The sequence below is a fragment of the Sulfitobacter sp. CB2047 genome, from assembly GCF_000735125.2.
GTDB classification, from domain to species: domain Bacteria; phylum Pseudomonadota; class Alphaproteobacteria; order Rhodobacterales; family Rhodobacteraceae; genus Sulfitobacter; species Sulfitobacter pontiacus.
In genome coordinates, this window is record NZ_CP072613.1 from 2,852,145 (window position 1) to 2,864,753 (window position 12,609).

Annotated in this window: 12 protein-coding genes; 2 read left to right on the forward strand and 10 right to left on the reverse strand. The window is 62.6% G+C overall.

The genetic code is table 11. The annotated features are described in order from the left end of the window. Positions 1-202 precede the first annotated feature (202 nt). Both pdeM and IV89_RS14015 read left to right on the forward strand, forming a co-directional pair. The gene (gene pdeM, locus IV89_RS14010; protein WP_005851663.1) at positions 203-868 is read left to right on the forward strand and encodes a ligase-associated DNA damage response endonuclease PdeM; all 666 of its coding nucleotides are present in this window, start codon (positions 203-205) and stop codon (positions 866-868) included. A 41-nt stretch (positions 869-909) separates the two neighbouring features. After that, a complete protein-coding gene (locus tag IV89_RS14015; RefSeq protein WP_037943328.1) occupies positions 910-1,338 on the forward strand; it encodes a PaaI family thioesterase in 429 nt (142 codons plus the stop codon). Here IV89_RS14015 and folD read toward each other — a convergent pair. The 10 genes from folD to tolR all read right to left on the reverse strand — a co-directional run bounded on the left by folD (position 1,335) and on the right by tolR (position 12,607). Then, positions 1,335-2,237, reverse strand: a complete 903-nt coding sequence (gene folD / locus IV89_RS14020) for a bifunctional methylenetetrahydrofolate dehydrogenase/methenyltetrahydrofolate cyclohydrolase FolD (protein WP_037943327.1) — start codon at positions 2,235-2,237, stop codon at positions 1,335-1,337. The genes IV89_RS14015 and folD overlap by 4 nt on opposite strands. Positions 2,238-2,331: 94 nt before the next feature. Next, positions 2,332-4,008, reverse strand: coding sequence for a formate--tetrahydrofolate ligase (locus tag IV89_RS14025; protein ID WP_037943326.1), 1,677 nt, complete (start codon positions 4,006-4,008; stop codon positions 2,332-2,334). Positions 4,009-4,181: 173 nt separating this feature from the next. Next, on the reverse strand, positions 4,182-4,763 hold the full coding sequence (locus IV89_RS14030) for a sulfurase (RefSeq protein ID WP_037943325.1): 582 nt from the start codon (positions 4,761-4,763) through the stop codon (positions 4,182-4,184). Between the two features lie 115 nt (positions 4,764-4,878). Then, on the reverse strand, positions 4,879-6,786 hold the full coding sequence (gene ftsH, locus IV89_RS14035; RefSeq protein WP_235183810.1) for an ATP-dependent zinc metalloprotease FtsH: 1,908 nt from the start codon (positions 6,784-6,786) through the stop codon (positions 4,879-4,881). 87 nt (positions 6,787-6,873) lie between these two features. Next, entirely contained in the window at positions 6,874-8,151 is a 1,278-nt protein-coding gene (gene tilS, locus IV89_RS14040; RefSeq protein ID WP_235183748.1) for a tRNA lysidine(34) synthetase TilS, read from the reverse strand. After that, on the reverse strand, positions 8,138-8,989 hold the full coding sequence (gene ybgF / locus IV89_RS14045) for a tol-pal system protein YbgF (RefSeq protein ID WP_005851655.1): 852 nt from the start codon (positions 8,987-8,989) through the stop codon (positions 8,138-8,140). Before ybgF ends, tilS begins: the two co-directional genes overlap by 14 nt. Positions 8,990-9,017: 28 nt before the next feature. Continuing rightward, positions 9,018-9,542 carry a peptidoglycan-associated lipoprotein Pal gene (pal, locus tag IV89_RS14050; RefSeq protein WP_005851654.1) on the reverse strand — a complete coding sequence of 175 codons (525 nt, stop codon included), beginning with the start codon at positions 9,540-9,542 and terminating at the stop codon, positions 9,018-9,020. 100 nt (positions 9,543-9,642) lie between these two features. Next, a complete protein-coding gene (tolB, locus tag IV89_RS14055; protein ID WP_005851653.1) occupies positions 9,643-10,965 on the reverse strand; it encodes a Tol-Pal system beta propeller repeat protein TolB in 1,323 nt (440 codons plus the stop codon). Then, a complete protein-coding gene (locus IV89_RS14060) occupies positions 10,962-12,125 on the reverse strand; it encodes a hypothetical protein (protein ID WP_037943320.1) in 1,164 nt (387 codons plus the stop codon). Before IV89_RS14060 ends, tolB begins: the two co-directional genes overlap by 4 nt. 2 nt (positions 12,126-12,127) lie before the next feature. After that, a complete protein-coding gene (tolR, locus tag IV89_RS14065) occupies positions 12,128-12,607 on the reverse strand; it encodes a protein TolR (RefSeq protein WP_005851648.1) in 480 nt (159 codons plus the stop codon). Positions 12,608-12,609 lie beyond the last annotated feature (2 nt).

Consider the following 12,609-nt stretch of genomic DNA (forward strand, 5'->3'; position numbering starts at 1 on the left):
TAGGTATTTTGCCCTATGATCACCCCGCGGTACAGGCTGGAGAGCCGATGACCGCAAAGGGTGAAGACGCCCCCACGCCCCTCGGGATCAGCGGGGGCGTCTTCCGCTTCACCCTTTTTCAAATACTCCTGCGCCCCGCCATAGGCGCGTCCATCGGCCAGCGCCCCTTGCGCCCGCGGGCAAACTTGGTGATGAACGCAGCATGAACATCGGGTATGAATTCGACTTTTGCGGAGCGCGGCTGACGGCGCTTGGCTCTGGCGCTTTGTGGTGGGCAGATCACGGGTTGCTCTGCGTGTCCGACCTGCATCTTGGCAAAGCCGAACGGATTGCGCGGCGCGGCGGCACGGCGCTTCCCCCTTACGAGACGATGGACACGTTGACCCGGCTTGCGGCGGCGCTTGACCGTGTGCCCGCGCGCGTCGTGATGTGTCTGGGCGACAGTTTCGATGATCTGCACGCGGCCCACGCTCTGCCCGAGCCTGCGCGGCTGACGCTGGCGCGGCTGCAGGCAGGGCGGCAGTGGCTGTGGGTAGAGGGCAACCACGACCCCGGTCCCGTCGAACTGGGCGGGGAGCATCTGGCCGAGCTTGTGATCGGCCCCTTGCAGTTCCGGCATATCGCGCAGGCAAGCGCGCAGGCCGAGGTTTCGGGGCATTATCACCCCAAGGCTCGGCTGCGGCTGCGCGGGCGGTCGGTGACGCGTCCGGCCTTCCTGTATGACGACCGACGGCTGATCATGCCTGCCTTTGGCACCTATACCGGTGGCTTGTACAGTGACGCGCCGGTGCTACAGGCATTGATGGGTCCGCAGGCCTGCGCCATACTTACCGGACCGCAGCCCACCGCGATCCCCATGCCGCGCTAAGCGCAGCCACGGGGCCGGCTATCCATGTTGAAAGAGCCCCTATGACCCCGCAAGAAATCGCCCGCATCCGCGACAGCTTTGACGCACAATCGATGATGCAGACCCTCGGCGCTGAACTTAGTGATGTATCAAAGGGGCTCATCCGGATCGAGGCACCGATTCTGCCCGGCACGCGCCAGCAGCAGGGGTTTGGCCACGCGGGGCTGACGTTCTCTATCGGGGACAGCGCTGCGGGCTATGCCGCGCTGACGACACTGCCCTTGGAGTCCGAGGTCGTCACCGCAGAGATCAAGATCAACCTGCTGGCCCCCGCCCGCGGAGACCGGCTGATCGCGATTGGCAAGGTGGTGAAACCGGGCAAGCGGCTTTGTGTGGTCACGGCCGAGGTCTTTGCCCAAACCGGCGACCAGCAGGTGCTGATCGCCTTGCTTCAGGGCACGATGGTGCCGGTTCCGGCGACCGCCGCTTAGGCGGTCAGCCCTTCGGGTTCGGGCAGGTCATGGGCACGGCAACAGGCCGTGACCGTATTGGCCAGCAGGCAGGCGATCGTCATCGGGCCCACGCCCCCCGGCACCGGGGTGATCGCACCGGCCACCTTGGCGCAGCTGTCAAAGTCGACATCACCCACCAGACGGGTCTTGCCCTCACCCCGCTCTGGCGCGTCGAGACGGTTGATGCCCACGTCGATGATTGTGGCCCCCGGTTTGATCCAGTCGCCCGGCACCATCTCGGGGCGGCCCACGGCGGCGATCACGATATCAGCGCGGCGCACAACAGCGGCAAGGTCTTTGGTCCGCGAATGGGCGATGGTCACGGTGCAGCTGTCGTTGAGCAGAAGCTGGGCCATAGGTTTGCCCACGATATTGCTGCGCCCGATCACGACGGCATCCATCCCCGACAGGGTGCCGTGGTGGTCGCGCAGCATCATCAGACAGCCAAGCGGCGTGCAGGGCACCATGGATTTCTGCCCCGTGCCCAACAGACCGACGTTCGAGATATGAAACCCGTCGACATCCTTGGCCGGATCAATCGCGCTGATCACAAGGTCTTCGTTCAGGTGATCGGGCAAGGGGAGCTGTACGAGGATACCGTGGATCGTATCATCGTTGTTCAGCGTGTCGATCAGGGTCAGAAGCTCCGCCTCTGATGTGGTGTCTGCCAGCCGGTGTTCGACCGATTTCATGCCCACTTCCTTGGTCATCTTGCCCTTGGATTTGACATAGACCTCGGAGGCAGGATCGGCCCCGACAAGCACCACAGCCAGCCCCGGCGTGATCCCGTGATCGTCCTTCAGCCGCGTGACATGCTGGGCGACCTGCCCCCGCACCTGTGCTGCAAATGCCTTGCCGTCAATGATCGTCGCTGTCATGGGGACCGTCCTTTGTCTGTTGTGGCGCTGCTATCACCTGCCACAGCAGGCGAAGGCGCGAAGGGGCGACCCTCCGCGCCCTGTTCATACGCGCTTAGAACAGACCTTCAACATCGCCGATGTCATTGAGACGAATATTTTCGGCAGAAGGAACCCGCGGCAGGCCCGGCATGGTCATAATCTCACCGCAGATGGCCACGACAAAGCCCGCGCCGGCAGACAGGCGCACCTCGCGCACGGGGATGGTAAAGCCGGTTGGCGCGCCGCGGGCTTCGGGATCGGTGGTAAAGCTGTATTGCGTTTTGGCCATACAGACCGGCAGATCGCCATATCCCTGCTCTTCCCAGTCTTTCAACTGGTTGAGGATCTTCTGATCCATCACCGCCCCATCCGCGCGGTATATCTTTGTTGCGATGGTGTTGATCTTATCGGCCAGCGGCATCGCGTCGGGGTAGAGCGTCGCGAAATCCGCTTGGCCCTTATCAATCGTCGCGACCACTTTCTCGGCAAGTTCGGCAGAGCCAGCGCTGCCCAATTCCCAGTGGCGGGACAGCACGGCCTCGGCCCCTTGCGAGGCGACATAGTCTTTGACCGCTTGCACCTCTGCGTCGGTGTCGGTGACGAAATGGTTGATCGCGACGACGACGGGCACGCCAAAGGATTTCAGGTTCTCGATGTGGCGGCCAAGGTTGGGGCAACCGGCCTGCACGGCGTCGACGTTTTCAGCGCCCAGATCGGCCTTGGCCACGCCGCCGTTCATCTTCATCGCGCGCACGGTGGCCACAACCACGACGCAGGACGGTGCCAACCCGGCCTTGCGGCATTTGATGTTCAGGAACTTTTCTGCCCCCAGATCGGCACCAAAGCCCGCTTCGGTCACGACGTAATCGGCCAGCTTCAGCGCGGTGGTGGTCGCGATGACAGAGTTGCAGCCATGCGCGATATTGGCGAAAGGCCCGCCGTGGACGAAAGCGGGGTTGTTTTCCAGCGTCTGGACAAGGTTCGGCTGCATCGCGTCTTTCAACAGCACGGTCATCGCACCATCCGCTTTGATATCGCGCGCATAGATCGGTTTACGCTCGCGGGTATAGGCGACGATCATGTCGCCAAGACGCTTTTGCAGGTCGTTCAGGTCTTTGGCCAAGCACAGGATCGCCATGACTTCGGACGCGACGGTGATGTCGAACCCGGCCTCGCGGGGGAAACCGTTCGACACACCGCCCAAGGACGCCGTGATCTGACGCAGGGCGCGGTCGTTCATGTCGACGACGCGGCGCCAGACGACACGGCGCAGGTCGATCTCTAGCGCGTTGCCCCAATAGATGTGGTTGTCGATCATCGCGCTGAGCAGGTTATGCGCCGAGGTGATGGCGTGGAAGTCACCGGTGAAATGCAGGTTCATCTCTTCCATCGGGACGATTTGCGCATAGCCGCCCCCCGCCGCCCCGCCCTTCATGCCGAAATTCGGACCAAGAGACGCCTCGCGGATACAGACGGCCGCGTTCTTGCCGATGCGGTTCAACCCGTCGCCCAGACCAACGGTGGTCGTGGTTTTCCCCTCGCCCGCGGGGGTGGGGTTGATCGCGGTGACGAGGATCAGCTTGCCATCGGGACGGTCCTGCACCGAGTTGATGAACTTTTGCGACACCTTCGCCTTGTCATGGCCGTAGGGCAGCAGATCATCGCTGCTGATGCCCAGCTTTTGCCCGATCTCCTGAATGGGGCGTTTGCTGGCTTCGCGTGCGATTTGGATGTCGGATTTAAAGGTCATATGTCCTCCCTGATGCGCCGTCGGCGTTCTATGTTTCTTATGTCCTCAATACGCCTGTGAGGGCATGGGCAGAGGGGGCAATTCCGACATATCCGGCGCTTGATGCGGCGATCCGGCGGGTGTGTCGCTGATTTGAGCATGGCGGGTCGCTGTGACCCCGCGCCCCATTGGGTCTAGCCGTGCTGCCAGGCTGGCTGGTCGGGGATGAACAGGCGCAGCGTATCCCCGACGCGCAATAGCCCCTCGCGTTCGATCCAGGCGGTCACGCCGCGACGGTTCTCGGCGGCGGATTTGAACTTGGGACCGTGGCCGGGGCTGTCTTGTTCGATCTCGCGACCGGGCAATACGCAAGGACGGTTTTCGGTATCAATCGTGATCGTCGCACCCGAGGCAGCCTGCAGCCGCGCATTGGGCGGCACATGGGTGAAATCGGGGATGCCCTTGATCACCATCGACGTGCCAAGGTGCACGGGGTCCAGTGTCTCCATCCCCATGTCGGCCGCGATCAGGGCCATTTCTTCCGCGGACAGGATCGACAGCTGACGCACGTTCCGGATCTCGGTACCCTTGGGATAGAGGTTCGTGACCCGCACACAGGACGCGCGGGTCAGCCCCGCATGCACGTCATCCTCGAAACCGGCATAGCTGGCGAAAGCTTCGCTCCGGGGTTCGGCGCGGATGCCCTTGGCCAGCTTGGGCACTACACCAAGCCATGTGATCGTTGCGGTAAACTCGGTTTCTTTCATCGTCGGCATGACCGGCATCCTTTCGCGCTGCGTTGTCCGTAACCTGCGCAAAGCCGCGACAAAAGAAAAGGCCCCGCGGGTGCAGGGCCTTTTCTTTCGTATTCTGGTGATCAATGCCTAGGCGTCAGACGCTTGGCTCTGGCTCCATCCCGCTTGGCGGAGGCGTCTTCTTGCCTTTGGCCTTGGGGATCGCGGTCAGGCTTGGTTTGTCCATGCCGCTGGTGTCGTCGCCGTCCGGGTCTTGTGGCGGTTTGCCTTCCATGACGCGCTTGATCTCCTCACCGGTGAGGGTCTCGTACTCCAGCAAACCTTGAGCCAGACGTTCGAATTCTTCCTCGTGATCGGTGATCATTTTATAGGCGCGGTCGTAGCCTTCGTCGATGATGCGTTTCACTTCGGATTCGATCAGCTCTTTCGTGGCCGCAGACACGCTGAACCCGCCCGCGCCGCCGTTGGCTTGGTAACCAGCCGCCGCTTCCGAATAGTCGATGTTCCCGACCTTGTCGGACATGCCCATGCGCATCACCATGCCACGCGCCAACTGGCTGGCCTGCATGATATCGCCCATCGGGCCCGACGACACGGTTTCAGCGCCATATTTGAAAATCTCAGCCGCTTTGCCCGCCATCGTCATGGCGATCTTTTGCTCGGCTTCGTCCTTGAACATTTGCAGTTTGTCCATTTCGGGCAGGCTCATCACCATACCCAAGGCACCGCCGCGCGGAATGATCGTGGCCTTATAGACAGGGTCGCATTTCGGCAGCTTGATCCCGACGATGGCGTGACCGGCTTCGTGGTAGGCGGTCTTTTCCTTCTGGTCCTGCGTCAACACCATCGACCGGCGCTCGGCACCCATCATGATCTTGTCTTTCGCGGCCTCGAAATCCATCATCGCGACAAAGCGACGGCCCACGCGTGCGGCGGTCAGCGCGGCCTCGTTCACGAGGTTCGCCAGATCCGCACCCGAGAAACCGGGTGTACCGCGCGCGATAATGCGCAGGTCTACGTCAGGGCCAAGCGGTGTCTTGCGCGCATGCACCCCAAGGATTTTCTCGCGGCCCTTGATGTCGGGATTGCCCACGGTGACCTGACGGTCAAAGCGGCCCGGACGCAGCAAGGCAGGGTCCAGCACGTCTTTGCGGTTCGTCGCGGCGATGATGATCACGCCTTCGTTCGCCTCAAAGCCGTCCATCTCGACCAGCAGCTGGTTCAAGGTCTGTTCACGCTCGTCGTTGCCACCACCGTAGCCCGCCCCACGGGACCGGCCCACGGCGTCGATCTCATCGATGAAGACGATGCAGGGCGCATTTTTCTTGGCCTGTTCGAACATGTCGCGCACGCGGCTGGCACCCACGCCAACGAACATCTCGACGAAGTCAGAGCCCGAGATGGTGAAGAACGGCACACCCGCCTCGCCGGCAATCGCCCGCGCCAGCAGGGTCTTACCGGTACCGGGAGGGCCCTCAAGCAGTGCGCCTTTGGGGATCTTGCCGCCCAAACGGCTGAACTTTTGCGGGTTGCGCAGGAATTCGACGATCTCTTCCAGCTCTTCCTTTGCCTCGTCGATGCCCGCCACGTCGTCAAACGTCACACGACCGTGTTTTTCGGTCAGCATCTTGGCCTTGGACTTGCCGAACCCCATCGCCCCGCCTTTGCCACCGCCCTGCATGCGGTTCATGAAATAGATCCACACACCGATCAGCAGAAGGATGGGCAACAGCGACATCAGGAAGGTCTGGAAACCGGATTGTTGCTGGGGTTCAGCGCGCACAGGGATGTCCTTGGACATCAGCAGGCTGGTGACCTCGGCGTCTTCGGGCCGGATCGTGACATAGTCACTGCCATCGGCACGACGGAAACGAACCTGTTCACCATCAAGCGTGACGTTGCGCACGTCCCCTGCTTCGACAGCGGTCACAAATTCGGAATAGCTGATTTCACGGCTTTGCAGCCCGCCAGTCGAGCCGCTGAACAGATTGAACAGCGCCAAAACCAAAAGCATCAATACAACCCAAAAGGCGAGATTGCGCATATTACCCAAAGGAAAGTCTCCTACATCCGGGGGACGGCACCAAACACAGCGCCCAATGCGTGTAAGATAGACACGATCGGCGCATGTTCAATGCGTCATATGTGCGGCAAAAAAGGCATCTTCGCCGCGTTCGAGCACTGCTTGCCAGTTTTGCGACCGACCGACAAGGGGGGCAGCGACCAGTTCCGCGCCCTGCCACACCGCCGGAGAGGCCAGCAAGACACCGCGCGGCACGCCCAAATCGCGCCAATCAGCAAAGCTGCGCAGCCCCTCAGCGCCCAAGGCACGGATCGTGGTTTGCGTGTCGGGCGCGGGCGCATCGCCGCAAGGTTCCAGACGCCAGCGGCCGTCCCAAAGTGCGCCCACGGGCGCATCAACTGCCCGCACTGCCCGCAACTCTCTGTAAATCCACAGTTTATCGCGCTTCAAACGCAGCTCGCACCCCTGCACGGTCGCGGCACCGGCATCATCAAGCGCCGTCAGCACCTCTGCCACGGCGCTGCTGCGTGGGGCGTAGGTGGCCCCGTTGATCCAAGCGATCGTATGGGTCAGCAATCGGCGGCGTGTCTCTGTCGGGAGGTCACACAGCGCCTGCCAATCCATCGCCACGGCACCGCATTGAACTTGGGCATGGGCGCGTGCGGCGGCAAACATCTGCGCGTCAAGCGCGGTACGGGCATCGGCAAGGTGGCGCGAGACATCGGCAAGTGCGGCAGAATCAACGCCCAGATCGGTCAGCACCGCCAGCGCCTTGCGGATGCGCACCCGCGCAAAGCTGTCATCCTCGTTGCTGGGGTCATCGACCCAAGTCACCCCGCAACGCGTCAGATGCGCGCGCAGGTCGGCGCGGCGAGCGTTGAGTAAGGGCCTGTGCCAACGCATGCCGTGACGGTCGAACATCGCAGGCATGGCGGAAAGCCCGTCGACCCCTGCCCGGCGCCCCAAACGCATCACGAAAGTCTCTGCCAGATCGTCGGCGGTATGCCCGATGCAGACAGCGCCAATGCCCTGCCCCCGTGCCCAATCCGCCAACAACCGGTAACGTGCCTTGCGGGCCTCGTTCTGCAAATTGCCGCTGTGGTCCCAGCCCGTCCACCTCAACGTATCATGCGGAACGCCAAGCGCGCGACACTGGGCGGCGACCATCGCGGCTTCGCGAGCGGCCTCGGGTCGCAGGCCGTGATCCACGGTCGCTGCGTGCAGCGCGATCCCGCGGCTGCGGGCATAGCCATTCAGAAGATGTAAAAGCGCGACAGAGTCGCCGCCCCCCGACACCGCCACACCCAATACGGGCGGCGGCGCGGGGTCAAAGCTGGCGGCGATGCTCTGCGCCAGCGGGTCGGTCATCGGATCACTGGCAGGCAAGCACGCTGCGTTCGGATTGGGCCTGCGCGACGAAGGGGCTTGTGGGGAAGCGCGATGCGACTTCGCCCAAGGTCACGCAGGCTTCTTGGGTTTGGCCCAAGGCCCCCAAAGAGCTGCCAAGCTGGTACAGTGCTTCTGCCGCGACAGGCCCCGCGGGATCGGCGCTAAAGCTTGCCAGATAGGCGCGTGCCGCTTCGCGGGTATCGCCCAGACCGTCCAGCGCGTCGCCGCGCCGCAGGTCGGCTTCGGGGCCTAGCGGTCCGCCCGGATAGGTCTGATTGAAGGTCGCAAACTGGTCTGCGGCGCTGCGAAAGTCACCGTCAGCGAGCGCCGCCTTCGCCCGCTCGAAGTCTGTTTTTTCACCCACCGCAAGTTCTGCGGTATTGGTGGGGGTAGAAGTATTGGCCAACGGGTCCGCTGGTGCGGGCACGGGCGTGGCGGGTGCCATGGTCGCGGGCATCTCGCCCCCGCCAAGGGTAGAAGTCTGGCCGAGGCTGCCCACATCGCCGCCTTCAAGCTCGACCAGCCGGAATTCCAGATCACCGATCCGGTTGGTCCCATCGGTGACCACGCGGTTGATCCGGTTTTCCAGCTCTTCGGTTTTAGAGGTCAGGCGCTGCAGTTCGCTTTCCATTGCATTGACACGTTCGAGCACCGACCCACCGGTCACGGCAACGCTCGCGCCGCCCGTGGTGGACAGTTCCCGGCGCAGCTTTTGTACCTCGACGTTCAGCACCGTCAGTTCCTGACGCACATCCGCCAAAGTCTGCGCATCCTGCGCCTGCGCCGCGACCGGCCCAAAGGCCAGTCCAAGCGCTACAATCAAAGCAAACCGCATATTGAAATCCTAACCTAACGTAGACGACTTAGCTGGTCAGACCGCCCGCAAGTACGGTCACGGCCCGACGGTTCTTGGCATAGCATGCCTCGCTCGAACAGACTTCGATCGGGCGTTCCTTACCATAGCTTACAACGCGAAGACGGCTGGCGGCGATCCCGCGCGAGATCAAATATTCGCGCGCTGCATTGGCGCGGCGTGCGCCAAGCGCAAGGTTGTATTCCCGTGTGCCCTGCTCGTCCGCGTGGCCTTCGATCACGGCTTGGTAATCGGTGTTGGTGTTCAACCAGGCTGCCTGACCGTCCAGCGTCGCTTGGCCTTCGGGGGTCAGGTTGGATTGGTCGACCAGGAACAGAACGCGATCCCCAACGGCTTGCTGGAAATATGCCGTAGAAGCCGGGTCGTTCGCGCTGCCGGGGATAATGCCCCCGTTCAGGCCTGCGCCATTCGCGGCACCGTTATTCATGCCGTCCGCGCCAAAGCGGTCAGGGTTGGTACAGGCCGATACGGCCAGGGCTGCGATCAATAGAGTTGCGGTGAGAATGCGGTTCATGGACTGTGCCTTTTTGACGATAGCATTTTAATGTGTCTGTTGTGACGGTGTTACCATAGTGCCTTGGTATTGGGAAACACCAAGGCACTATGGCTGTTGTTTACTTCTGAAGCGGCGACCAAGACGGATCCGATCCGCCCTCTTGGGTGCGCACAGGCTTGAGGTTCCGGCCCGAGATATCGACCGAATAAAGCGACGACGCCCCGCCTGCCCCCTGGGTTTCCCGCGCGAACATGATGACGCGGCCGTTGGGGGCCCATGTGGGGCCTTCATCCAGGAACGACGCGGTCAGCAGACGTTCTTCCGACCCGTCCAGCCGCATCACGCCGATGTGGAACCGGCCCTTGTTCTGCTTGGTAAAGGCCACCAGATCGCCCCGCGGCGACCAGACCGGCGTGCCATAGCGCCCTTCGCCAAACGAGATCCGCGTAGCCTCGCCGCCTGTTGCTGGCATGATATACAGCTGCTGCGATCCCGAACGGTCGCTTTCGAAAACGATCCGGCTGCCGTCCGGCGAATAACTGGGCGCGGTTTCAATTGCAGGTGTGTTGGTCAGCCGTGTCGACTGGCCGGTGTTGATATCCATCGTGTAGATATCCGTGTTCCCACCTTGGGTCAGCGAATAGACAACCGTATTGCCGGACGGAGAGAACCGCGGCGCGAAGCTCATGGTGCCTTCGGCGCTTTCCAGCACGCGACGCTGCACCGACCCGATGTCGAGCACATAGATCCGCGGGAAGCCGCTTTCGTAGCTGGTGTAGAGAATACGATCCCCCGATGGCGAGAACCGCGGTGCCAGCACGATCGACGAGCTGTCGGTCAGATAGCGCACATTGGCCCCATCATAATCCATCACAGCCAGCCGTTTCGCGCGGTCATCCTTGGGCCCCGTCTCGGAGACATAGACGACGCGGCTGTCGAAATAGCCCCCTTCGCCCGTGATACGCGAATAGACGGCATCCGCCACCTTATGCGCCATGCGACGCCAGCCATCGACCGTGCCCGAAAACTGCAAGCCCGACCCCAGTTCAGCGCCCGAAAATACGTCATACAGGCGGAACTTCACATTCAACGTATTGCCCGAGACACTGACGGCACCGGTGATCAGCGCCTGCGCGTTGATCGCCTTCCAGTCAGCATATTGGATCGGCGCGTTAAAATCGCTTACGGTCGAGATATAGGCGCTCGCCGGTACTTCGCGGAACAGACCAGAACCGACAAGATCTTCGGACACGACCCGCGCCAGATCAACGGCCATCTGCCCCGCATCCCCGCTTTCGGGCTGAAAGCTGGGCACGGCAAAGGGCAAGGGTTCAATCACACCTTCGGTAATCTCGATCCGCAATGGTCCATCCTGCGCCTGCGCGACCGAGGCAACACCGCCGATAAGCGCGAGACAGAGGCTCAGAATTCGTACAATCATTTGATGCGCATCCTTTCAGGATTAAAGGTCATCTCAATATTCTGCCATTGACCGAATTTTTCTACAGGAAGCTGATACCCGCGCGCGCCGCAGCGGATAATTGCCCGCCGTGCGGCCTCGAACGCCTGATTGGCAGCCCCCTGTGATCCGCCCGAACTGCTGGTCATCTTGATCGAATTGGTCTGTGGCGTGCCATCTTGGTTCATTGCGACACTCACCACTACAGTAGTGCGCAATGCCTCGGAGGAAAGGGACCCCACGTTCCAGCACGACGATACCGCCACGCGCAGCGATTCTTTCTCGCCAGCCGACAATGGCGGGCCCGAGGGTGCCGCCGGCGTTGCAGGCGCGTCGGTCTCTCCCATGGCTTCGGCGAGGGCGGCTGCCACGGCGTCCTTGTCCGTTGTCGGTTCAGGCGTCGGCTTGGGGGCCTCTGGCTTGGGTGTTTCCGGCTTCGGTGTGGCGGGCTTTGGCGTTTCGGGTTTCGGCGTCTCCACGGGTGCCTCTGCCACCTGCGGCGCAGGAGGTGTGGGGCGGCGGGCCGGAGGGCGTGCGGATTGGGTCGGCGACGCTTTGGGCGCTTCCGTTGCTTCGGTCACAATCTGCGTCGTCGCCTCTTCGGGGGCGGTGGCTTCCTGTGCCTCTTCCACGATCTTCTCTGCCGGCGCATCCGGTGTCGCGGCCTCGCGCAGCACATCATCGGTGCGCGCCTCGGGATCCGGGGCCTCTACGGGTTCGGGGGCCACACGCTCTACAGGGCGCGGCACGGCGACGGGTGCTTCCTCTGGCGTCAGAACGGCGACATCGGCAGGCGGCTCGGGCAGCTCGGGGGCCTGATCGCTCACGTCCTCCGAGGGGGGCGGTGCGATGGGTTCAGGCTCTGGCACGGGTTCCGGGGCGGGCTCGGGCTCCGGCGTAGGCTCAGGGGTCGGTTCTGGTTCGGGGGCAGGTTCCGGTTCAGGGGCAGGCTCGGGCTGCGCTGCGGCCTCCGCCTGCGCGGATTGCGCCGCGGCGACCATCTCGTCATATTGAGCGGCCGAAATGACCGACACCTCCTGCATCTCCACAGGGTCGCTGTGCGAGGTAAAGATATTCCCCAGCAATAGCCAGCCGATGAGCCCCAAGTGACCCGCGCCAGAGATGTAATGCCCCTTGTGCATGGTTACCCGCCTGACGCGCCTGTGCCGTCCAACTTCGGCCCGCCGGTTTCAGTCACCAGACCAATGTTGCTAAAGCCACCTGCGTTCAGCGCTCCCATGACTTCCATGATCGAGGCATAGGGCACAGCCCCATCCGCACGCAGGAACACGCGGTCGCTCGCACGCTCCGCCGAAATGGCACGCAGCTTGGCAACCAGATCATCACGCCCGGTCTCTGTCTTCTGGATCTGCACGGACCCGTCCGCCAGAACGGTCACGGTCAACGGCTCCTCCTGCTCGGACGGCAGGGCGGTGGCCGCTGTTTTGGGCAGCTCGACCGGCACGCCAACGGTCAGCAAAGGTGCCGCGACCATAAAGATGATCAAGAGCACCAGCATCACGTCAACGAACGGCGTGATGTTGATCTCTGCCATCGGCTGCGCACGGCCGCGACGGCGGCCACGGCCACCCCCGCCCTGCTTTTTCATCACCCCACCTGCCATGG

Excerpts from the sequence above, each read along its gene's own strand:
- pdeM (WP_005851663.1), top strand. The coding sequence starts at position 203 with ATGAACATCGGGTATGAATTCGACTTTTGCGGAGCGCGGCTGACGGCG.
- IV89_RS14015 (WP_037943328.1), top strand. The coding sequence starts at position 910 with ATGACCCCGCAAGAAATCGCCCGCATCCGCGACAGCTTTGACGCACAA.
- folD (WP_037943327.1), bottom strand. The coding sequence starts at position 2,237 with ATGACAGCGACGATCATTGACGGCAAGGCATTTGCAGCACAGGTGCGG.
- IV89_RS14025 (WP_037943326.1), bottom strand. The coding sequence starts at position 4,008 with ATGACCTTTAAATCCGACATCCAAATCGCACGCGAAGCCAGCAAACGC.
- IV89_RS14030 (WP_037943325.1), bottom strand. The coding sequence starts at position 4,763 with ATGCCGACGATGAAAGAAACCGAGTTTACCGCAACGATCACATGGCTT.
- ftsH (WP_235183810.1), bottom strand. The coding sequence starts at position 6,786 with ATGCGCAATCTCGCCTTTTGGGTTGTATTGATGCTTTTGGTTTTGGCG.
- ybgF (WP_005851655.1), bottom strand. The coding sequence starts at position 8,989 with ATGCGGTTTGCTTTGATTGTAGCGCTTGGACTGGCCTTTGGGCCGGTC.
- pal (WP_005851654.1), bottom strand. The coding sequence starts at position 9,542 with ATGAACCGCATTCTCACCGCAACTCTATTGATCGCAGCCCTGGCCGTA.
- tolB (WP_005851653.1), bottom strand. The coding sequence starts at position 10,965 with ATGATTGTACGAATTCTGAGCCTCTGTCTCGCGCTTATCGGCGGTGTT.
- IV89_RS14060 (WP_037943320.1), bottom strand. The coding sequence starts at position 12,125 with ATGCACAAGGGGCATTACATCTCTGGCGCGGGTCACTTGGGGCTCATC.
- tolR (WP_005851648.1), bottom strand. The coding sequence starts at position 12,607 with ATGGCAGGTGGGGTGATGAAAAAGCAGGGCGGGGGTGGCCGTGGCCGC.